Source organism: Paraburkholderia phenoliruptrix (genome assembly GCF_047325075.1).
In the GTDB taxonomy this organism is placed as follows: Bacteria; Pseudomonadota; Gammaproteobacteria; order Burkholderiales; family Burkholderiaceae; genus Paraburkholderia; species Paraburkholderia phenoliruptrix.
In genome coordinates, this window is the sequence record NZ_CP168530.1 from 1,021,841 (window position 1) to 1,040,521 (window position 18,681).

Here is an 18,681-nt window from a genome sequence, read left to right on the forward strand (position 1 = left end):
CAGGTGGCACATCGAGCGCAATCGCAGGGGCGCCGCTGGCGCAGGAATGTGCGGCATGCAGGAGCCGGCGTCGCACGTTATGTGGGCAATCATCCGGTGCTGGCCGGTCTCGCCGGCACGCTCGTGGCCTTCGCCATGGCGGGTCTCACGCTGCTGACGCTCTTCAATGGCCGTACCGACGCGCTCGACCATGCGCGCGAAACCTCGCAGAACCTCGTGTCGACCGTGTCCGGCGACCTTGAAAGAAACGTCGAGATCTACGCGCTTTCGTTGCAGGCAATGGTGGACGGCGCCGAGCATCACCTGAGCGCGGGCCTGCCGCCCAACGTGCAGCGCGCGGTGCTGTTCGACCGCGCGACGACGGCCGCTTATCTCGGCGGCGCGTATATCGTCGGTGCGAAGGGCGAGGTCATCGCCTCGCAAAGCGGCGAGATCAACGCGAACGTTTTCTTCACCGACCGCGACTATTTCGTCGTTCATCAGCGCAATCCAGCGGTGGGGCTTTACCTGTCGCATCCATTCCGCTCGCGTGTGCGCGACGGCAAGTTGTCGATAGGGCTCACGCGGCGCATCAACGACGAGCACGGCCGCTTTGCCGGCGTCGCGCTGCTCGCGATCCGCATCGAATATTTCCAGCGACTGCTCGAGCGCATTAGCGTCGGCAAGCAGGGCTCGGTGTTCATCGCGATGGACGACGGCACGCTGATCGCCCGCAAGCCCTATTCGCCGCGCGATATCGGCGCGAGCATTGCCGGGTCGCCGACCTTCATCCGCATGGCCGCGGAAGGCGCCGGATCGTATGTGGCGAGTTCCGCAGTCGACGGTGTGCAGCGTATGTACACGTACGCGCACGTGCCCGGCACGCCGCTGATCGCGGTCGTCGCGCCCGCCGTCGACGACGTGCTCGCGCCGTGGCGGCACCGCGCCCTGATCAGCGGCGCCTTGACGCTCACGTTCGGCGCGGTGTTCGTGGTGGTGTCGTGGCTGCTCGCGTTTGCCTTGCGCGGCAAACTGCAGGCGCAGGCCGCGCTGACGCGTCTTGCCGCCACCGACCCGCTGACCGGACTCGCCAACCGCCGCGTGCTCGACAGGCGCCTCGACGAGGAATGGCGGCGCGCGCGGCGCACGGGCCAGCCGTTGTCGGCGCTGTTCATCGATATCGATCATTTCAAGCGCTTTAACGACACCTATGGCCATGCAAGCGGCGACGAGGCACTGAGTGCGGTAGCCGAGTGCATTGCCACGACGGTACGTCGCGCGGTGGACGTGGTCGCGCGCTACGGCGGCGAGGAGTTCGCGGTGATCCTGCCGGATACGTCGGCGGACGGCGCGCTCGCGGTCGCGGAAAAAATTCGCCGCAGGGTGCAGACGCACGACATTCTGCATGGGGGCGACGGCAGCCGGACGGTCACGGTGAGCGTGGGTTGCGCGACGAGTGTGCCGGCGCAAGGCGAGAACGCGCTCGATCTGCTCGCCGCCGCGGACCGTCAGCTCTACCTCGCCAAGGCGGCCGGACGCAATCGCGTGGCCGGCGGGCAGGTGGCGGCGGGCTCGGAGGCGCAGGATTCGCCGTCCCAGGCGTGATCGAAAGCGAGCCTGACAGGCCGCTACAAACATGCAGCCCTCACGTCCTCACGTCCTCACGCGCCGGCGCCGGCGCGGCTTCGCGGCGCGAAGCCGCGCAGTGTCACGGCGTTACCCGCGTCGCCGGCGGATTCGGCGAGTGAGTGCGCGAGCGTGCCCGAGCCTGTGTCGTCCGTCAGCAGCAGGCCCACCGGAAAGCCGCGCCGCTGCCACGCTTCCAACCCGCCGTGCAGCGCGCGAATCCGCGTATAGCCGTAATTGCGCATGCGCACGCTGATCTCGGCGGCGGTCGCGCTGTCCGGACATACGCAGTAGATGACGCTGTCGTAGGTGCGCAGGGCGAGGTCGAGTTGTTCCGGCGAGTGCGGGTCGAGTGCGAGCGCCCCGGGAATCGGCGAGGCGGGCTCGCGCGCCACGCTCTGCGGGCGGGCGTCGAGCACCTTGGGCGTCGCCTCGCGGCCGGGAGCGCGCAGCGAGGCTCGTGCGTTGGCGGCGTCCGCGGCCGCATGACGGCGTGCGCGCCGCTGCTGCATGAGCCGGTACGCGAGATACAGCAACGCCGCGGCGATCAGCAGGTCGATCACGGTGCCGCCGCGCGCGCGGACGAACGCAAACAGCATGTGCAACTGCCGCTCCGCCGCCGCGCCGCCGAGCAGCCAGAAGGTGGCCCACGCGGTCGCGCCGGTGAGGTCCCAGATCGCATAGATGCGGGCATCGACGGCTGTCGTCCCCATCAGCGGCGGGGTGACGAGTCCGAGGCCGGGCACGAACTTCGAGATCGACACGAGCGGCACGCCGAAGCGCTCGAAGAGGGTCCGCGCCTGCTCGACGCGGGCATCGACGGCAGGCAGCATCTGGCCGAGCACGCCGATCAGCTTGCGGCCATACAGACGGCCGGCGGTAAACCAGACGCCGTCGCCGATCAGCGCGCCGAGCACGGCCGCGCACAGCACCGGCCAGAACGACAGGGTGCCCGCCGCAATCGCAGAACCGGCGAACAGCAGCACGGGGACGGCGGGGATCGGCACGCCGAGGCGCGTCAACAGCACGTTGACGAAGACGAACGCGCCGCCCCATGTGGCAACCGCCGACGACGGAAACTCGACCAATTGAGCGGCTCCTCTGTTTCTTTCGCGCTTGTTTCCCGTTTCGTTCCCGCTTTTTCCGCCACCTGTTTCCCTCATTTTCCCGTTTCTTGCCGGCAAGCGGGCTGCGCCGGCGTGGCCGGTCGCCGGGTTCGCTCACGCAAAGTCCGTTCCCGTGGTGCCTCGCGCCCTGCGGCGTTCAGGATACTCGATGGACCGCGAGCCGGGCCACCGCGCGAGCGCCTGCAATTTCGTTCAAGACCTCGCTCTGCCGCCTGCCTAATCTGCGTGCTGTTCCCTTTGTCTCGGAGATGCACGATGAACTCACGCTATGTCGGCTATATCTGCTGCGCGCTCGCCATGATCGGCGTGGGCAGCACGGTGGTGGTGAGCAGGCCCATTGCCGCCGGGTTGCCGCCCTTCAGCGCGACGGCGCTGCGTTTCGCGATTGCCTTTCCACTGTTCGTACTCGTGATGCGCCGACGCGGCGTGCGCTGGCCGCGCCTTGATCCGCGCGACACCGCGCTCGTGATCGCGCAGGCCGCGGCGGGCAGCGTCGGTTATACGGTGCTGCTGATCAGCGGCATGAAGCTGGCCTCGGCAGGCGATGCAGGCGTGATTGCCGGCACCTTGCCCGCGGTTTCGGCGCTGGTGGCCATGGTGGCGCTGGGCGAGCGTCCGTCGCCCGCGCTGCTCGGCGCGATTGTTCTCGCCACGGCGGGTGTGCTCGCGTGCACCGTGCACCCGGGTGGCAGCGCCGCGCCGCATGAAGGCGGCTCCGTGGCCGGCAACCTGCTGGTGTTTGCAGCGATTGTCTGCGAGGCGCTTTTCATTCTGCTGAACCGCAAGCTGCGCACGCCGGTCGCGCCGCTGCCGCTCTCCGCGTTGATGTGCGGGATCGGCCTCGCGGTGTGCATCGTGCCGGCCTGTTTCGAGCAGCCCTGGAAAATGCCGCTCGACGCCGGTGCGCTCACCGGCGTGCTCTATTACGCGCTGGTGCCGACCGTAGCCGGCTTTGTTCTCTGGTATGAAGGGGCGGCGCGCGTGAGCGGCGCTGAAGCCGGGCTCATGACAGCGCTCGTGCCCGTCAGTGCGTTGGCGCTCGCCGCGCTGCTGCTGCACGAGCGGGTCAGTGCGGCGCAGCTTGCGGGCGTGGCGTGCGTGCTGGGTGCCGTGATGCTCGCGACGTTCGGGCAAATGTTCGGCACGCGCAAGGTCACGTGATGCCGACCTGAAGCACAGGGCCTGAGAAGCACGCGCAGTACACGTCCCGAACTCGCCGCGTCGCCTGTGCTCCGTGCTGTTCGCTCAGGTGTTCGGCACGGCGATCGCGCCGGGGTTGCCGACAATCGACAGGAATTCGCGGCGCGTGGATGGATCCGTGCGAAACGTGCCGAGCATGCGCGAGGTGACCATCGTCACGCCGGCTTTGTGCACGCCGCGTGTGGACATGCACTGATGCGCGGCCTCAAGAATCACGCCGACGCCCGCCGGTTGCAGCACCTCGTTAAGCGTATCGGCGATCTGCACGGTCATCTTTTCCTGAATCTGCAGACGCTTCGCGAACGCGTCGACGAGGCGCGCCAGCTTCGAAATGCCGACCACGCGATGCCCCGGTAGATACGCAACGTGCGCGCGGCCGATGATCGGCACCATGTGATGCTCGCAATAGCTTTCGAAGCGGATGTCCTTCAGCACGATCATCTCGTCGTAGCCGTCCACTTCCGAGAACGTGCGGGCGAGGATGTCGCGCGGATCGACCTGATAGCCGGCAAAGAACTCTTCATAGGCGCGCACCACGCGCGCCGGCGTGTCGACGAGACCCTCGCGCTCCGGGTTGTCGCCGGCCCAACGCAGCAGCACGCGCACGGCGGCTTCCGCTTCTTCGCGGCTCGGACGGCCGTTGGCGGCCGCGGGCGGGGTGTTTTCTCTTTTGCTGCTGGTCATCCGTCGCTCCTGCGGAATCGCGCGTCGGCCCTGAGGGAGCGCGCGGGTTCATGAGTACAGTCATTGTTCCATGTTTACGCCGGCCCGTGCCGATGCCCCTTCGGGCGGCACGGGGCTGACGATTTCATTTCGGCCATTCGTCGAGCGCGTCGTTGAACAGCCCGGCCACCACGCCGCGCAGCCAGGTGCCGCGCGGATCGTTATGAAACTTGCGATGCCAGTGCTGCCGCAAATCGAAGCGCGGCAACGGCAAGGGCGGCTCGACGAGCGTGATCGACGCATGCTCGGACACATACGCGAAGCCGATGGCATGCGGCACCGTGGCGATCAGATCCGTGCGCGCGAGGATGAACGGCAGACTCATGAAGTGCGGCGTCTCCAATACCGCGCGTCGCTTGATGCGCTTTTTCACGAGGTACTGTTCGAGGACTTCCTGGCTGCGTCCTTCGGCGCGCACGACCGCATGTCCCGACGCCACGAACTGCGCGAGCGTGAGCGGCGCCCGCGAGAGCGGGTGACCCGCGCGCATCAGGCAAATGAAGCGGTGCGTGAAGAGCCGCTGCTGAAAGAAGTTGTTGCCCGCCAGGTCCGGAAAGTAACCAACCGCGAGATCCACGTCGCCGGATTCGAGCCCGCGTTCCACATGCGAGGGCGGCAGCGACACGGAGCGCAGGTTGGCATGCGGCGCGCGCTCGGCGAAAAGCTGCAGGAGCCGCGGCAAGAAGACGATTTCGCCGACATCGGAGAGCGCGATTGAAAAGGTATGCGTGCTGGTCTGTGGATCGAAGTCCTGCACGTCGAGCATGCCTTTTTCGATTCGCAGAAGCGCGTCGCGCGCGGCGGGCAGGATCGCGAGCGCGCGCGGCGTGGGCTCCATGCCTTTGGACGTGCGCACGAACAGCGGGTCGTCGAAATACTCGCGCAGCCGGCCAAGCGCCGTGCTGACGCGCGGCTGGCTCACGCCCAGCTGCTCGGCCGCGCGGCTCACGTTGCGGGTGTCCTCCATCGCCACGAGATAAGGGATCAGGTTCAGATCGAGCGTGTTGTCCGACATGGGTGGGTTCTACGACGAGGGCCGCGAGGCGCTATTCGATATAGCGATAAAGCATAGCGGAAGAATCGCCTTACGCGATAGTGGGGTTTTCTTTTGCTCTTTCCTTGCATTGAGTCAGCGACGGCGCCGCGGGACAGCCACGCGGCGCGCCGTCCACCGCGCGGCAACCTATGATTAAGGGAAAGTCCGCGCCTTGACAATGCAGCGCAAGCGCAACCATAATCGCCGAATCGTTCGCTAATCGAATCAGTGTTCACTATACGAACAAATGGGCGAACAAATGAGCGAACAAACCGGCTGTGAGCCGACCGGCGCCTCTCAAGGAAATTCGACATGATCAACAAGATTTTCGAGTCACTTCAAGCGGCCGTCGCCGACGTCCACGACGGCGCGACCGTCATGATCGGCGGCTTCGGCACGGCCGGCATGCCGTCGGAACTCATCGACGCGCTGATCGAGCAGGGCGCGCGCGAGCTCACCATCGTCAACAACAATGCCGGCAACGGCGAGATCGGCCTCGCCGCGCTGTTGAAGGCGAAGCGCGTGCGCAAGATCATCTGCTCGTTCCCGCGCCAAACCGATTCGTATGTGTTCGACGCGCTTTATCGCGCCGGCGAAATCGAGCTCGAACTCGTGCCGCAGGGCAATCTGGCCGAGCGCATCCGCGCGGCGGGCGCGGGCATCGGCGGATTTTTCACGCCGACCGGCTACGGCACGAAGCTCGCCGAAGGCAAGGAAACCCGTTTGATCGACGGCAGGCATTACGTGCTCGAGTCGCCGCTGCATGCGGATTTCGCGCTGATCAAGGCGTATAAGGGCGACCGCTGGGGCAACCTCGTTTATCGCAAAACCGCGCGCAACTTCGGGCCGATCATGGCGAGTGCGGCCAAGACGGCCATCGTGCAGGTGTCGGAAGTCGTGCCGCTCGGCGCGCTCGACCCGGAAAACATCGTGACGCCGGGCATTTTCGTGCAGCGCGTGATCGAAGTGCCGCAAGCCGCCCATGCCCCGCAAGCCAATCCGCGCGACGCCGCTGCCTGAACCGGAGACCGACATGAAGAAACTCACCCGCGATGAAATGGCCAAGCGCGTCGCCCAGGATATCCCCGAAGGCGCGTATGTGAACCTCGGTATCGGCGTGCCGACGCTCGTGGCGAACCACCTCGCCGCCGACAAGGAAATCTTCCTGCACAGCGAAAACGGCCTGCTCGGCATGGGCCCGGCGCCCGCCAAAGGCGAGGAAGACGACGAACTGATCAACGCCGGCAAGCAGCATGTCACGCTGCTTACGGGCGGCGCGTTTTTTCACCACGCCGATTCGTTCGCGATGATGCGCGGCGGTCACCTCGACTTTTGCGTGCTGGGCGCGTTCCAGGTGTCGGCAAAGGGCGACCTCGCGAACTGGCACACCGGCGCGCCGGATGCCATTCCCGCGGTGGGCGGCGCCATGGACCTCGCGATCGGCGCCAAGCAGGTCTACGTGATGATGGAGCATCTGACCAAGCAGGGCGAAAGCAAGATCACCGCCGAGTGCACGTATCCGGTGACGGGCGTCGGTTGCGTCGACCGCATCTATACGGATCTGGCGATGATCGACGTGACGGAAGAGGGTCTCGTCGTGCGCGAAATTTTCTCCGACATCGACTTCGACGCCTTGCTGAAACTCACGGGCGTGCCGCTGATCGACGGTACCCAAGCCGCGCGGGCGGCGTGAGCGCGCTGTAGCGCATACTGATGCGCGCGCAGGCCGGTGCAGGGATTTGCGCCGCGGTTCGCATGCCGCGGTGCGCCACGCGTTGCCGCGCGCAGTGCTACATTCATCAGAATCATCGATCATCGAAGTCATCATGCTCGACTCCAGCGGCCGGCTGACCGGCCTTCTCTGCGGCACGCAGCCGATGAACGACATCTGGTCGCCGCGCGCCACGCTGCAACGCATGCTGGACGTGGAAGCAGCGCTCGCGCGCGCTTCCGCAGCGCATCGCGTCATTCCTGCGGCGGCCGTGCCCGCCATCGAAGCAGCCTGCCATGCCGATCAGCTCGACGCGGACGCGCTCGCGCGCGACGCGGCGCTCGGCGGCAATCTCGCGATTCCTCTCGTCAAGCAGCTCACCGCGCGCGTGAAAGCCGCCGACGCGGAAGCGTCGAAATACGTGCATTGGGGCGCGACGAGCCAGGACATTATCGACACCGCGACGGTGCTGCAACTGCGCGACACGTTCAATCTGCTCGACAGCGGTTTGCAAGCCGCGTGCAATGCCGTCGCGAAGCTCGCGTCCACGCATCGCGCGACGCCGATGATCGGCCGCACGTGGCTGCAGCAGGCGCTGCCTATCACGCTCGGCCTCAAGTTCGCACAATGGCTCGACGCGTTGCTGCGCCACCGCGAAAGGCTCGACGCATTGCGCGAACGTGTGCTCGTGCTGCAATTCGGCGGCGCGGCCGGCACGCTCGCGAGTCTGCGCGAGGCCGCGCCGCAGGTTACCGACGCGCTCGCGCAGGAACTCGGCCTCGTTGTGCCCGCGTTGCCGTGGCATACGCAGCGCGACCGCATTGCGGAGACGGCGGCGTTTTTCGGCATGCTGATCGGCACGCTCGGCAAGATCGCACGCGACATTTCGCTGCAGATGCAAACCGAAATCGACGAACTGGCTGAACCTGCGGCGGCGGGCAAGGGCGGATCGTCGACCATGCCGCATAAGCGCAATCCGGTCGGCTGCGCAGCCGTGCTCACGGCAGCCACCCGCGCGCCGGGGCTCGTCGCCACCGTCTTCGCGGGCATGGTGCAGGAACACGAGCGCGCGCTCGGCGGCTGGCAGGCCGAATGGGATGCGTTGCCCGACCTCGCGCGCCTCGCCGGCGGTGCGCTCGCCAACATCGAACAGATCGCGGGCGGCCTCAATGTAAACGTGGCGCGGCTTGCCGCGAATCTCGACGTCACGCATGGCCTGATTCTCGGCGAAGCGGTGATGCTCGCGCTAGGCGATCGCATCGGCCGGCTGGATGCGCATCATCTCGTCGAGCGGGCGTCGAAAGCGGCGATCAGCCAGGGGCAGACGCTTTTCGACGTGCTCGCTGCCGACCCGGCCGTGACCGCACATCTTTCTCGCGAGCGCCTGAAGCAACTGCTCGATCCTGCTCAATACGTCGGCCAGGCGCACGCTTATGTGGATGCGGCGCTAGCGCTTCATTCCGCGCGTTCGCAGCGCACCCTCTCGAAGGAGTAACCGGCATGCCTTACGCCGCAGTCAACGGCACCGAGCTTCACTATCGAATCGACGGCGACCGCCACGGCAACGCGCCGTGGGTGATTCTGTCGAACTCGCTCGGCAGCGATCTTTCCATGTGGACGCCGCAAGTCGCGGCCCTGTCGAAGCAATTCCGCGTGTTGCGCTACGACACGCGCGGTCACGGCCATTCCGAAGCGCCCAAGGGACCGTACACGATCGACCAGCTGGCGGGCGACGTCCTCGGCCTGATGGATACGCTCAAGATCGCGCGCGCGAATTTCTGCGGCGTCTCGATGGGCGGACTTACCGGCGTCGCGTTGGCCGCCCGCCATGCGAGCCGCTTCGAGCGGGTGGTGCTCGCGAACACCGCGGCGCGCATCGGCTCGCCGGAGGTGTGGGTGCCGCGCGCCGCACGCGCCCGCACGGAAGGCATGGTGGCACTCGCCGACGCCGTGTTGCCGCGCTGGTTCACCGCCGACTACATCGAGCGTGAGCCGGTGGTGCTCGCCATGATCCGCGACGTGTTCGTGCATACGGACAAGGAAGGGTATGCGTCGAACTGCGATGCAATCGACGCCACCGACCTGCGCCCCGAAACGCACGGCATCAAGCTGCCGGTGCTCGTGATCAGCGGCACGCACGACGTCGCCGCCACGCCCGCGCAAGGGCGTGAACTGGCCCAGGCGATTCCGGGCGCGCGCTACGTCGAACTGGACGCCTCGCATATTTCCAACATCGAGAAGGCCGATGCTTTCACGAAGACAGTCATCGACTTTTTGACGGAGTCCAAATGAACGACGAAGACCGCTATGAAGCCGGCCTCGGCGTGCGCCGCGCGGTGCTGGGCGATGCGCATGTCGACCGCTCGCTTGCCAATCGCACTGAACTGACGGAAGAGTTCCAGAACTTCATCACCCGTTATGCGTGGGGCGAAGTCTGGACGCGCGACGGCTTGCCGCGACATACGCGCAGTCTTCTCACTATTGCGATGATGGTTGCGCTCAATCGCAGCGAGGAACTGGCGTTGCACCTGCGCGCCGCGAAGAACAACGGCGTGACGCGCGAGCAGATCAAGGAAGTGCTGCTGCAAACCGCGATTTATTGCGGCGTGCCGGCGGCGAACTCGGCCTTTCATCTCGCCGATAAACTGTTCCGCGAGGACGATGCCGCGGCGAAGCCTTGAGTGGTTCGCTCGAATGCTTCGCTCTCCGTAACGAGGTCATGCCGACACGACGCGCGCCCGTGATACACGGCGCGCGTTTTTTTATATCGCGCGGCCTTCCAATGCGCGGCCTTTCGCGCCGGCGTGTGCATTGGCGGGGTCATGGCCGACCATTGCATCGACATCAACCGGCAATTGCAGTCGCACCGCCCGCAATACCGTGTCTTTGATCACTTCGCGCCAATGCGCGAGCGCCGCCTTGTCCATCAGCGGTTCGCCGAGAAACGCGCCCAACGTGTACTGGTTCGCGTTATAAAAATAGCCGAGCGACGCAATCAGCAGATACACGTCGCGCGCCTGGATGTCGGCGCGAAACACGCGCTGCGCCTTACCCGCATCGAGCAGCTTCTGCACGACGGAAATCGCATAGCCGGAAATCTCCTTCAGCTTCGACGACTTCTTTGCATGCTTGCCCTGATGCAGATTTTCGCTCGAGAGCAGCGTGACGAACTCGGGGTGGTCGAGGTAGTACTGCCAGACGAATTCGACCATCTGCTCCAGACCGCGCACGGGATTGTCCAGGTCGAGGTCGAGCCTGCTCTCCGCTTCATTGAATTGCGTGTAGATCGTCTCCAGCACTTCGACAAATAGCTGCTCCTTGCTGCCGAAGTAGTAGTAGATCATCCGGTCGTGCGAGCGCGCGGCCTTGGAGATGCTTTCCACGCGGCCGCTCGCATAGCCCTGTTTCGCGAAGACCTTGATTGCCGCTTTCAGAATCTTGGCGCGCGTGTCCTGCGCCTGTTTGGCGCGGATGCCGGTGGCGCCCGGCTTGCGGGCGGCAGTGGGACTCATGGCGGTCTTTATCTCTTCGTTAGCGTGGTTGAACGGCCTCGACTCGCGCGCAGCCATTCACGCGGGAATGCGGGCGTCCTCATCATACAGCGCGGGTTGCATACTGCCGAGTCTCTTTCGAGCGCTGCGCGGCGCGCCGCTTCGGCGTAGATTAAGGCAGCGCGGCAAGCCGGACGAGCCGTCGAATGCGGCGCCGCACCATCTGCACGTGCACGGGAAACTCATTGCGCAGTCTATTTTGATCGGGTAGATTTCAGGCAAGTTTGGTGTAGCGGATACTACACGAACGGTGAGTGGCCGCAACATGGAAATGTGCGGGTCACGCGAAAACCCCTATAGATAAGGGCTTTTCGGCAGCCGGGCTGGACCGATTGTAATGTCGTCGTATGGAACCCCGCCATGACAGAACATACGAAGGTCGATTTCGGTGCGGATAGCGTCGACGGCGAAATCGCCTCGACGCCGGGTCCCACCGTGCTCGAGAAGGCGGCGCCGCGCAACGACCGCATGGCGTCGAACAAGATCGAATGCAACGCCTGCCCGGTGCTATGCCAGATATCGGAAGGGCGCACCGGCGCGTGCGACCGTTATGCGAATGCGAGCGGACGGCTGATTCGTGTCGACCCCGTGGTGTTTCTCTCGAACGCCAGTTCGCGTTCCGATAGCACGGACGCGCTGGTTGATTTCGGCGCGTCGTCCACGGCACAGGAGCCGGCTTCTCAAGAAGCGCTCTTCGTGACCGGCGTGGGCGCATCGTCCACTTATCCCGACTACAAGCCTGCGCCTTTTATCGTTGCCTCAAAGCGCGACGACGTCGACATGGTCACGGTCGTCACGGAAGGCATCTTCAGCTATTGCAGTTTCAAGGTCAAAATCGACACCGACCGCTTTCTCGGACCCGAACAGGCGAACGTGCGGTGCCACGGTGAAATTGTCGGCCACGTGACCACTGCTGAATACGGCTCGCAAATGCTGAGTCTCGGCGGCGTGCATCATCTCACGGGCGGCAGCAAGAAAGAAGGACGCGTGACGTGCGACATGATGCTCGCGCTCGGCAACAAGCAGGCGGTGGAACTCAGCATAGACGGCGGCGCGAGCCTCGTGATTCGCGCGGGCGCGGCACCGGTCGTCGACGGTGTCGAAGAGCAGCGCATGCGCGTGGGCTGCGGTTCGGCGACCATCGGCATTTTCGCCAAACAATGGTTCGGCCATGCAGATGAAGTCGTCGTGGTCGACGATCACATCACCGGCGTGCTGACCGAGCATCAGGCGGGGCGCTGCCTCGGCATGACGCGCTCGGGCATCAAGATTCGCGGACGCAAGTCGACGCCCGGCCGCTATTTTCAGGTGGCGAATCCGGGCACCGGCTGGGGCGGCACGGATATTCAGGACCCCGTTACGATTATCGAAGGCTTCGATCCCGCAGTCGCGAAGCCTGGCCTGCGTCTTCTGATGGTGTCGACCACCGGCGAGCACGCGCAGTGGTACGAACTCGATCATGACCTCGTACCGCGCATCGCGCCGATGCCGGACGCCGTGCGTCGCACGGTGGAGCGTATCGGCGAAAACTGCGAACCTTCGCTTGCCACGGTGCTGTTTCTCGGCGGCGCGGGCGGCAGTCTGCGTGCGGGCGCGACCGAAAACCCGGTGCTGCTCACGCGGGCGATCAAGCAGAAACTTGTGAATGTGACCTGCGGCGGCGCGCCGGCCTATGTGTGGCCAGGCGGCGGCATCACCGTGATGGTCGACGTATCGCGCATGCCTGACGGGTCGTTCGGCACAGTCCCCACGCCGGCAATCGTCGCGCCCATCGAATTCACCATGACTTACGACGCCTATCGCGATCTGGGCGGCCACCTGGATGCGGTGCGATCATTGGAGAACGTGCTGGCGAGCGGCCCGGAGCATACGGAAGGCGCGCCGCTCGCGCGCCGCACCTTGGCGCGTAATCCCGACAATCCATGGCCGCCGGCCATGCCGCCCATGCTCGGCTAGGCGCCACGCGCACAGGAAGCGATGAACCCGACCCGCACCCGTCTCGACGCGACGCGCTGGCATTGGCAGCATGGCCCGATCGATCTCATTCTGAGCGCCGAGGGCGATTCCGACGCGCTGCGAGCCGCGTATGAAGCGTGCTGGAGGCGCTTCGTCGGCGTACTGCCCGAACTGGTGAGTGAGTTGAAGCTGCTGCGGGAACCATTGCGCGCACAGGCGGCTGTCGAAGAATGTCCGCTGCAGGGTGTGGTGGCACGGCGCATGTGGTCGGCGTGTCATCCGCATCGCGCGCGCTTTATCACGCCGATGGCGGCCGTTGCCGGCAGTGTCGCCGATGAACTGATCGGCGCATTCAAACGTGAAGGCATTTCGCGCGCGTACATCAACAATGGCGGCGACATTGCGTTTCATCTGAGCGAAGGGCGGCAGTTTCGCGTTGGTGTGTTTGCCGACCTCTCGCAGGCGCTGCCGGCAATGCGCATGGCAAACAGCGGCGCTACGCTCGACGCCGACCTGACGCTCGAGGCAAGCCTGCCCATTCGCGGCATCGCGACGAGCGGCTGGCGCGGCCGCAGTTTCAGTTTCGGCATTGCCGACAGCGTGACCGTGCTCGCGCGCGACGCGGCCAGTGCCGACGCTGCCGCGACGATGATCGCGAACGCGGTGGACCTCGACCACGCCGGCATCGTGCGCGCGCCCGCTTCGTCGCTGAAAGACGATACCGATCTGGGCGACCGGCTCGTGACCGTGGATGTCCCCGCGCTGCCGCAGCCGCTTGTCGACTTCGCGCTCGCACGCGGCGTCGCGGCCGCGCGGCGTTTGCAGGATCATGGTTTGATAGAAGGCGCCGCATTATTTTTGCAAGGACGCGTGCGGATCGCCGGCCTGCACGAGACCGAAAGCGCGTTGCTGAGGCTGCATCGCGCGCACTCAACAACGGAGGCTTCGTGTTCGAAATACGCCGCGTGCTGACGCACGTCGAAGACATCTTTCACGAGTTCGGGCCCGCACCGGCACAGCCGCTTAGACGCGGCGCGATTGCCGCCGTGATGACGAACCCGTTCGCCGGCCGTTACGAGGCCAGCATCGAGCACGCCATGGAAGCGCTCAAGCCCATCGGCTTCGATATGGCGCAACGGCTGCTCGCCGCGATGGCGGTTCCGCATGCGTCGATAGAAAGCTACGGCAAGGGCGCGATTGTGGGCGCGCGCGGCGAACTCGAACACGGCGCGTTGTGGCATGTTCCAGGCGGCTATGCGATGCGCGAACTGCTCGAAAAGAACGGCGTGCCGACCAACGCGATCGTGCCGTCGACGAAAAAAGTCGGGGCGCCGTCCACCGCGCTCGACGTGCCGCTCACGCATGTCAATGCGAGCTACGTGCGCAGCCACTTCGACGCGATCGAAGTGCGTGTGCCGGGCGCGCCCGCTGCCGACGAAGTGGTCTACATCCTCGCGATGAGCACGGGGCAGCGCGTGCATGCCCGTGTCGGCGGGCTCGCCAAGGAGGCGATTGTGGGCAAGGACGGCTTGCGCTAAGACGCGCTCCAAGGCTTCAAACCCGCTGGACATGACGACAGAGACATCGAAATTCGGAGAGCGAAATGGCAATCAGGCTTCGCAAGCTGGTCGTGCAAGTGGACGAAACGTGCATTGAAATGGGCCAGAACGTCGATCCGCCCACGCGTCGCGCGGTGGCGATCGCCGTGATCGAAAACCCGTATGCGGGCCGCTACGAAGCGAAGCTCGACGCGCTGATCGACGCCGGCGAGGAACTCGGCGCGTTGCTCGGCAAGCGCTGCGTCGAGGCGCTCGGTATCGAGCCGGGCGAAGCGCAGAGCTACGGCAAGGCCGCGATTGTCGGTGAAGCAGGCGAACTGGAGCACGCGGCGGCGATCTTGCATCCGAAGCTCGGCGCGCCGCTGCGCGCGGCGGTTGAGAAGGGCGCGGCGCTCGTGCCGTCTGCGAAAAAGATGGGCACGCTCGGCACGGCGATCGACGTGCCGCTCGGCCACAAGGACGCCGCGTACGTGCGCAGTCATTTCGATGCGATCGAGGCGCGCGTGTCGGACGCGCCGCGCGCCAATGAGATTGTCGTGGCGGTCGCGGTGACGGCCGCGGGCCGGCCGTTGCCGCGCATCGGCGGATTGCAGGCAAACGAGATCAAGGGCGAGGATGGATTGCGCTGAGGTGCGCATGCAATTGTTCGACGAGTCCCCATCAGGGATTTGTTTCAGGTAGTGTGCTGCCGTTGATGCGTGCGAGCGCGGTGCCGCACGCGCTGCAACGTCTGCAGGCCGAGGGTCTCGATGCTTTCGAATTTGCTGGTACAACTGGTCAACGGACTCGCCGACGCGTCGACGCTCTTTCTCGTCGCCGCGGGCTTGTCGCTGATCTTCGGCGTGACGCGCATCGTCAATTTCGCGCACGGCTCGTTCTACATGTTCGGCATCTATATTGCGTACAGCATCGCGAGCCGCTTCGGGCATACGGCCGGGGGCTTCTGGCTTTCCGTGCTGGCGGCGGCGCTCATTGTCGCGGTGCTCGGCGCACTGGTCGAAGTCGTTGTTCTGCGGCGCATTTATCAGGCGCCTGAGCTTTTCCATTTGCTTGCCACGTTCGCGCTCGTGTTGATCTTTCGCGATGCCGCGCTCTGGCTGTGGGGCCCGGAAGATCTGTTCGGGCCGCGCGCGCCGCATCTGGCGGGCGCCGTCGATTTCCTCGGCCATCCGCTGCCGACTTACGACATCGCATTGATCGTGATCGGCCCGGTGGTGTTGCTGCTGCTCTGGTATGCGTTGACGCGCACGCGCTGGGGCACGCTCGTGCGCGCCGCGACGCAGGACCGCGAGATGCTCGGCGCGCTCGGCATCAACCAGGCGTGGCTGTTCACCGGCGTGTTTTTCGTCGGCGCATTTCTCGCGGGTCTCGGCGGCGCACTGCAGGGCCCGCGTATGTCCGCCAATCTCTCGCTCGATCTGGAGACGATCGGCAATGCGTTCGTGGTCGTCGTGGTCGGGGGCATGGGCTCGATTCCGGGCGCGTTCGTGGCCGCGCTGATCATCGCGGAGATCAAGGCGCTGTGCATCGGCATTGGACATGTGAGCATTTTCGGTGTCGGCCTCTCGCTCAGCCGCTTTACGCTGGTTGCCGAATTCGTCGTGATGGCGGTGGTGCTCGTCGTGCGGCCGTGGGGGCTGCTCGGCCGTGCGAGCGCCGCGGTGCGCGGCATGGCGGCGCCCGACACGCCCTTGCGTCCCGCGGGCAAGCGCTTGAAATGGCTGGCCGCGATTGCGTTGCTGATTCTGCTGCTTGCGCCGCTGACGGCCAATGCATTCCCGTACATGCCGGTGCTGCTGGTGGAAATCCTGATTGCCGTGCTGTTCGCGACGAGCCTGCATTTCATCATGGGGCCGGGCGGCATGCACTCGTTTGGCCACGCGGCTTACTTCGGGCTCGGCGCCTATGGAGCCGCGCTCTTTCTCAAAGTGCTGAATCTGCCAATGGAAGCGGCGCTGCTGCTGGCCCCGCTTCTCGCAGTCGGCGGCGCGCTGGTGTTCGGCTGGTTCTGCGTGCGTCTGTCCGGCGTCTATCTCGCGATGCTGACGCTCGCGTTCGCGCAGATCGTCTGGTCGGTCGTTTTCCAATGGGACGATGTGACGGGCGGAAGCAACGGCATTCTCGGGTTGTGGCCGGCGGACTGGCTATCGTCGCCGGTGGCGTTTTATTACCTGACGCTCGCGTGCGCCGTTCTCGGCGTGTGGCTCTTGCGGCGCATGCTGTTTTCGCCGCTGGGCTTCGCGATGCGCGCGTCGCGCGATTCGGTGCTGCGCGCGGAGGCGATCGGTATCGACGTGAAGCGCGTGCAGTGGGCGTCGTTCGTCATCGCGTCGCTGTTCTGCGGGCTCGCGGGATCGTTGTATGCGTTCTCCAAGGGCACGATCTCGCCGGAAGTGATCAGCGTGAGCCGTTCTGTGGACGGCCTCGTGATGGTGCTGCTCGGCGGCTTGCAGACGCTGACCGGGCCGATAGTCGGCGCGGCCGTGTTCACCTGGCTGCAGGACACGGTCGCGCGGCAGACCGATTATTGGCAGGCGCTGCTCGGCCTCGCGATTCTGTTGCTGGTGATCGCGTTTCCGCAAGGCATTGTCGGGTTTATCCGCGACCGTTTCGGCGACGACACGCGCGAAAAAGACAACCCGGAGAACACCGCAACACCTGCTTCGCAACGCACGGCGATCAAGGAGGGGCTATGAGCTTGCTGCAAGTGTCTGGCCTCTCCAAATCGTTCGGAGGCCTGAAGGCTGTCGACGACGTCTCGTTCACGCTCGAAGCCGGCCAGCTTCTCGCGCTGCTCGGCCCGAACGGCGCGGGCAAATCGACCTGCTTCAACATGGTCAACGGACAGTTGCCGCCTTCGTCGGGCTCGATCCGCTTCGACGGACATGAGCTCGTCGGCAAGCGTCCGCGCGACATCTGGCGGCTCGGCGTGGGCCGCACCTTCCAGATTGCCGCCACCTTCAATTCGATGACGGTGCTCGAAAACGTGCAGATGGCCCTCGTGTCTCGCGAGCGGAAAACCTTCGGCCTATGGAAGTCCGCAGGTTCGCGCTACGCCGATGAAGCGTTCGCGCTGCTTGAACAGGTCGGCATGGCCGCCGACGCGAACCGTTCATGCGGCGTGCTCGCGTATGGCGACGTCAAGCGCGTCGAACTTGCCATTGCGCTCGCCAACCGACCCAAGCTGCTTTTAATGGACGAGCCCACTGCCGGCATGGCGCCGAAGGAGCGCAACGAATTGATGGCGCTGACGAGACGGCTCGTCACCGAGCAGAAAATCGGCGTGCTATTCACGGAGCACAGCATGGATGTGGTGTTCGCCTACGCCGACCGCATGATCGTGCTCGCGCGCGGCAAGCTGATTGCGGAGGGTGACGGCGACGCGATCCGCAACGATCCGCGCGTGCAGCAAGTGTATTTCGGCACCGGCAAGACGTTTCAGCCGCACGCGGCGCTGCACGGCACGGCCGGCGGCCAGACTGGCGAAGGGGTCCTGCAATGAGCGAGCCGATGCTGAAAGTCGCGGGCCTCAACGCGTTTTACGGCCGCGCGCATATTCTGTTCGACGTCGGTCTCGAAGTGGGGCGCGGCGAAGTCGTCGCGTTGATGGGCCGCAATGGCGCCGGCAAATCGACCACGATGAAGGCGCTCATGGGCCTGCTGCCGCGCCGCCGCGGCGAGGTGACGTTTCGCGGGCAGAACATCGCCGCGCTGCCGCCGTACAAGATTGCGCGCATGGGCATGGGCTTCGTTCCCGAAGACCGGCGCGTGTTCGCGGACCTGACGGTGATGGAAAACCTCGATACGGGCCGCCAGCCGCCGCGCGAAGGCGCACCGCAGTGGACGCCGGAGAAGCTGTTCCGTCTGTTTCCGAATCTCGGCGAAATGCCGAAGCGCCCCGGCGGCCAGATGAGCGGCGGCGAGCAGCAGATGCTGACCGTGTCGCGCACGCTGATGGGCAACCCCTACCTCGTGCTGCTGGACGAACCATCGGAAGGTGTCGCGCCGGTGATCGTCGAGCAGATGGCCAATATGATTCTCGAGCTCAAGCGCGAGGGGCTGTCTATTCTGTTGTCCGAACAGAATTTGCATTTCGCCGAGTTGGTGAGCGACCGCGCGTATGTCCTCGAAAAAGGGCAGATCCGCTTTAGCGGCACCATCGGCGAGCTGGCGAAGAACGAAACAGTGAGGCGCGCTTATCTGAGCGTGTGAT

The 18,681-nt window shown here is 65.3% G+C and carries 18 protein-coding genes; 14 read left to right on the forward strand and 4 right to left on the reverse strand.

Going from position 1 to position 18,681, the window contains the following annotated elements; genetic code table 11:
• Positions 1–3: 3 nt before the first annotated feature.
• Positions 4–1,584: a sensor domain-containing diguanylate cyclase gene (locus ACEN8U_RS04530; protein WP_374725920.1), complete on the forward strand. Its 1,581-nt coding sequence runs from the start codon at positions 4–6 to the stop codon at positions 1,582–1,584.
• Between the two features lie 56 nt (positions 1,585–1,640).
• Here the strand turns inward: ACEN8U_RS04530 and ACEN8U_RS04535 are convergent, their stop codons facing one another.
• The gene (locus ACEN8U_RS04535) at positions 1,641–2,693 is read right to left on the reverse strand and encodes a VTT domain-containing protein (protein WP_310108655.1); all 1,053 of its coding nucleotides are present in this window, start codon (positions 2,691–2,693) and stop codon (positions 1,641–1,643) included.
• Between the two features lie 294 nt (positions 2,694–2,987).
• Between ACEN8U_RS04535 and ACEN8U_RS04540 the strand changes: the two genes are divergently transcribed.
• Positions 2,988–3,893, forward strand: coding sequence for a DMT family transporter (locus ACEN8U_RS04540; RefSeq protein ID WP_310108649.1), 906 nt, complete (start codon positions 2,988–2,990; stop codon positions 3,891–3,893).
• Between the two features lie 84 nt (positions 3,894–3,977).
• Here the strand turns inward: ACEN8U_RS04540 and folE are convergent, their stop codons facing one another.
• Positions 3,978–4,616: a GTP cyclohydrolase I FolE gene (gene folE, locus ACEN8U_RS04545; RefSeq protein ID WP_310108646.1), complete on the reverse strand. Its 639-nt coding sequence runs from the start codon at positions 4,614–4,616 to the stop codon at positions 3,978–3,980.
• 124 nt (positions 4,617–4,740) lie between these two features.
• Positions 4,741–5,670, reverse strand: a complete 930-nt coding sequence (locus ACEN8U_RS04550; RefSeq protein WP_013590804.1) for a LysR family transcriptional regulator — start codon at positions 5,668–5,670, stop codon at positions 4,741–4,743.
• Positions 5,671–6,003: 333 nt separating this feature from the next.
• Between ACEN8U_RS04550 and ACEN8U_RS04555 the strand changes: the two genes are divergently transcribed.
• The 5 genes from ACEN8U_RS04555 (at position 6,004) to pcaC (ending at position 10,083) form a co-directional block, all read left to right on the forward strand.
• The gene (locus ACEN8U_RS04555; RefSeq protein ID WP_310108643.1) at positions 6,004–6,711 is read left to right on the forward strand and encodes a 3-oxoacid CoA-transferase subunit A; all 708 of its coding nucleotides are present in this window, start codon (positions 6,004–6,006) and stop codon (positions 6,709–6,711) included.
• Between the two features lie 13 nt (positions 6,712–6,724).
• Positions 6,725–7,384 carry a 3-oxoacid CoA-transferase subunit B gene (locus tag ACEN8U_RS04560; RefSeq protein ID WP_013590802.1) on the forward strand — a complete coding sequence of 220 codons (660 nt, stop codon included), beginning with the start codon at positions 6,725–6,727 and terminating at the stop codon, positions 7,382–7,384.
• 133 nt (positions 7,385–7,517) lie between these two features.
• Positions 7,518–8,897 carry a 3-carboxy-cis,cis-muconate cycloisomerase gene (locus tag ACEN8U_RS04565; RefSeq protein WP_310108640.1) on the forward strand — a complete coding sequence of 460 codons (1,380 nt, stop codon included), beginning with the start codon at positions 7,518–7,520 and terminating at the stop codon, positions 8,895–8,897.
• 5 nt (positions 8,898–8,902) lie between these two features.
• On the forward strand, positions 8,903–9,694 hold the full coding sequence (gene pcaD / locus ACEN8U_RS04570; protein ID WP_014972285.1) for a 3-oxoadipate enol-lactonase: 792 nt from the start codon (positions 8,903–8,905) through the stop codon (positions 9,692–9,694).
• Entirely contained in the window at positions 9,691–10,083 is a 393-nt protein-coding gene (gene pcaC / locus ACEN8U_RS04575) for a 4-carboxymuconolactone decarboxylase (protein WP_013590799.1), read from the forward strand. Before pcaD ends, pcaC begins: the two co-directional genes overlap by 4 nt.
• Positions 10,084–10,164: 81 nt before the next feature.
• Here pcaC and ACEN8U_RS04580 read toward each other — a convergent pair whose 3' ends face one another.
• The gene (locus ACEN8U_RS04580) at positions 10,165–10,914 is read right to left on the reverse strand and encodes a TetR family transcriptional regulator (RefSeq protein WP_310108637.1); all 750 of its coding nucleotides are present in this window, start codon (positions 10,912–10,914) and stop codon (positions 10,165–10,167) included.
• Between the two features lie 399 nt (positions 10,915–11,313).
• Between ACEN8U_RS04580 and ACEN8U_RS04585 the strand changes: the two genes are divergently transcribed.
• The 7 genes from ACEN8U_RS04585 to ACEN8U_RS04615 all read left to right on the forward strand — a co-directional run bounded on the left by ACEN8U_RS04585 (position 11,314) and on the right by ACEN8U_RS04615 (position 18,680).
• Positions 11,314–12,909, forward strand: a complete 1,596-nt coding sequence (locus tag ACEN8U_RS04585) for a 6-hydroxynicotinate reductase (RefSeq protein WP_310108635.1) — start codon at positions 11,314–11,316, stop codon at positions 12,907–12,909.
• A 21-nt stretch (positions 12,910–12,930) separates the two neighbouring features.
• Entirely contained in the window at positions 12,931–13,881 is a 951-nt protein-coding gene (locus tag ACEN8U_RS04590; RefSeq protein WP_310108633.1) for a UPF0280 family protein, read from the forward strand.
• On the forward strand, positions 13,857–14,447 hold the full coding sequence (locus tag ACEN8U_RS04595; RefSeq protein ID WP_035476504.1) for an amino acid synthesis family protein: 591 nt from the start codon (positions 13,857–13,859) through the stop codon (positions 14,445–14,447). The genes ACEN8U_RS04590 and ACEN8U_RS04595 overlap by 25 nt, the downstream gene beginning before the upstream one ends.
• A 65-nt stretch (positions 14,448–14,512) precedes the next feature.
• Positions 14,513–15,097: an amino acid synthesis family protein gene (locus ACEN8U_RS04600; protein WP_310108630.1), complete on the forward strand. Its 585-nt coding sequence runs from the start codon at positions 14,513–14,515 to the stop codon at positions 15,095–15,097.
• Between the two features lie 120 nt (positions 15,098–15,217).
• Entirely contained in the window at positions 15,218–17,164 is a 1,947-nt protein-coding gene (locus tag ACEN8U_RS04605; RefSeq protein WP_310108628.1) for an ABC transporter permease, read from the forward strand.
• Entirely contained in the window at positions 17,161–17,970 is an 810-nt protein-coding gene (locus tag ACEN8U_RS04610) for an ABC transporter ATP-binding protein (RefSeq protein WP_310108625.1), read from the forward strand. Before ACEN8U_RS04605 ends, ACEN8U_RS04610 begins: the two co-directional genes overlap by 4 nt.
• Positions 17,967–18,680, forward strand: a complete 714-nt coding sequence (locus ACEN8U_RS04615) for an ABC transporter ATP-binding protein (RefSeq protein ID WP_310108621.1) — start codon at positions 17,967–17,969, stop codon at positions 18,678–18,680. The genes ACEN8U_RS04610 and ACEN8U_RS04615 overlap by 4 nt, the downstream gene beginning before the upstream one ends.
• Position 18,681 lies beyond the last annotated feature (1 nt).

Excerpts from the sequence above, each read along its gene's own strand:
- ACEN8U_RS04540 (WP_310108649.1), top strand. The coding sequence starts at position 2,988 with ATGAACTCACGCTATGTCGGCTATATCTGCTGCGCGCTCGCCATGATC.
- pcaC (WP_013590799.1), top strand. The coding sequence starts at position 9,691 with ATGAACGACGAAGACCGCTATGAAGCCGGCCTCGGCGTGCGCCGCGCG.
- ACEN8U_RS04600 (WP_310108630.1), top strand. The coding sequence starts at position 14,513 with ATGGCAATCAGGCTTCGCAAGCTGGTCGTGCAAGTGGACGAAACGTGC.
- ACEN8U_RS04560 (WP_013590802.1), top strand. The coding sequence starts at position 6,725 with ATGAAGAAACTCACCCGCGATGAAATGGCCAAGCGCGTCGCCCAGGAT.
- ACEN8U_RS04610 (WP_310108625.1), top strand. The coding sequence starts at position 17,161 with ATGAGCTTGCTGCAAGTGTCTGGCCTCTCCAAATCGTTCGGAGGCCTG.
- ACEN8U_RS04565 (WP_310108640.1), top strand. The coding sequence starts at position 7,518 with ATGCTCGACTCCAGCGGCCGGCTGACCGGCCTTCTCTGCGGCACGCAG.
- folE (WP_310108646.1), bottom strand. The coding sequence starts at position 4,616 with ATGACCAGCAGCAAAAGAGAAAACACCCCGCCCGCGGCCGCCAACGGC.
- ACEN8U_RS04590 (WP_310108633.1), top strand. The coding sequence starts at position 12,931 with ATGAACCCGACCCGCACCCGTCTCGACGCGACGCGCTGGCATTGGCAG.
- ACEN8U_RS04605 (WP_310108628.1), top strand. The coding sequence starts at position 15,218 with ATGCTTTCGAATTTGCTGGTACAACTGGTCAACGGACTCGCCGACGCG.
- pcaD (WP_014972285.1), top strand. The coding sequence starts at position 8,903 with ATGCCTTACGCCGCAGTCAACGGCACCGAGCTTCACTATCGAATCGAC.
- ACEN8U_RS04555 (WP_310108643.1), top strand. The coding sequence starts at position 6,004 with ATGATCAACAAGATTTTCGAGTCACTTCAAGCGGCCGTCGCCGACGTC.
- ACEN8U_RS04585 (WP_310108635.1), top strand. The coding sequence starts at position 11,314 with ATGACAGAACATACGAAGGTCGATTTCGGTGCGGATAGCGTCGACGGC.
- ACEN8U_RS04550 (WP_013590804.1), bottom strand. The coding sequence starts at position 5,670 with ATGTCGGACAACACGCTCGATCTGAACCTGATCCCTTATCTCGTGGCG.
- ACEN8U_RS04580 (WP_310108637.1), bottom strand. The coding sequence starts at position 10,914 with ATGAGTCCCACTGCCGCCCGCAAGCCGGGCGCCACCGGCATCCGCGCC.
- ACEN8U_RS04615 (WP_310108621.1), top strand. The coding sequence starts at position 17,967 with ATGAGCGAGCCGATGCTGAAAGTCGCGGGCCTCAACGCGTTTTACGGC.